This window comes from Phreatobacter sp. (genome assembly GCF_051860605.1).
Classification (GTDB): Bacteria; Pseudomonadota; Alphaproteobacteria; order Rhizobiales; family Phreatobacteraceae; genus Phreatobacter.
This window is the reverse complement of sequence record NZ_JBHYDR010000027.1, coordinates 1-731: the sequence shown is the minus strand read 5'-3', so window position 1 is coordinate 731 and position 731 is coordinate 1. Positions and strand designations below refer to the sequence as shown.

Here is a 731-nt window from a genome sequence, read left to right as displayed (position 1 = left end):
GCTGAGGTCGCCGGGACCGGCGGGCCGCTCGCTTGCCGGCACGAAGTGCTCGGGCCGCACGCCCAGCGTATAGCCAGCTCCATTGGCAAGGTCGGGCCCGGTAAGGCCGGTGCCCCCTGCTGCCGTTTCGCTGTCGAGGGTGGCGCGGCCGTCGCGCAGGCTGACCGGGATCAGGTTCATGGCCGGCGAGCCGATGAAGGAGGCGACGAAGGTGGAGGCGGGCTGTTCATAGACCGAGATCGGATCGCCGATCTGCTCGATGGCGCCGCCATTGAGCACGACGAGCCGGTCGGCCAGCGTCATGGCCTCGAGCTGGTCATGGGTGACATAGACCGAGGTGGTGCCGAGGCTCTTCTGCAGGCGCTTGATCTCGACGCGCATCTGCACGCGCAGCTTGGCATCGAGGTTGGAGAGCGGCTCGTCGAAGAGGAAGGCGGCGGGCTCGCGCACGATGGCGCGGCCCATGGCAACGCGCTGGCGCTGGCCACCGGAGAGGGCTTTGGGCTTGCGCTCGAGGAAGGCGCCGATCTCGAGGATGCGGGCGGCTTCCTTGACGCGCCGGTCGATCTCGTCCTTGGGCACGCCGCGATTCCTGAGGCCATAGGCGAGGTTGTTGTAGACGCTCATATGCGGATAGAGCGCGTAGTTCTGGAACACCATGGCGATGTCACGGTCGGCCGGATCGATCCGGTTGACGACCCGGTCGCCGATGCTGATCGTGCCCGAGGAAA

Annotated in this window: 1 protein-coding gene; it reads right to left on the bottom strand. The window is 67.3% G+C overall.

Annotation, left to right across the window (positions count from 1 at the left end):
- On the bottom strand, positions 1-731 hold a 731-nt coding region (locus ACTIFS_RS21705; RefSeq protein WP_439576207.1), incomplete at both ends, for an ATP-binding cassette domain-containing protein.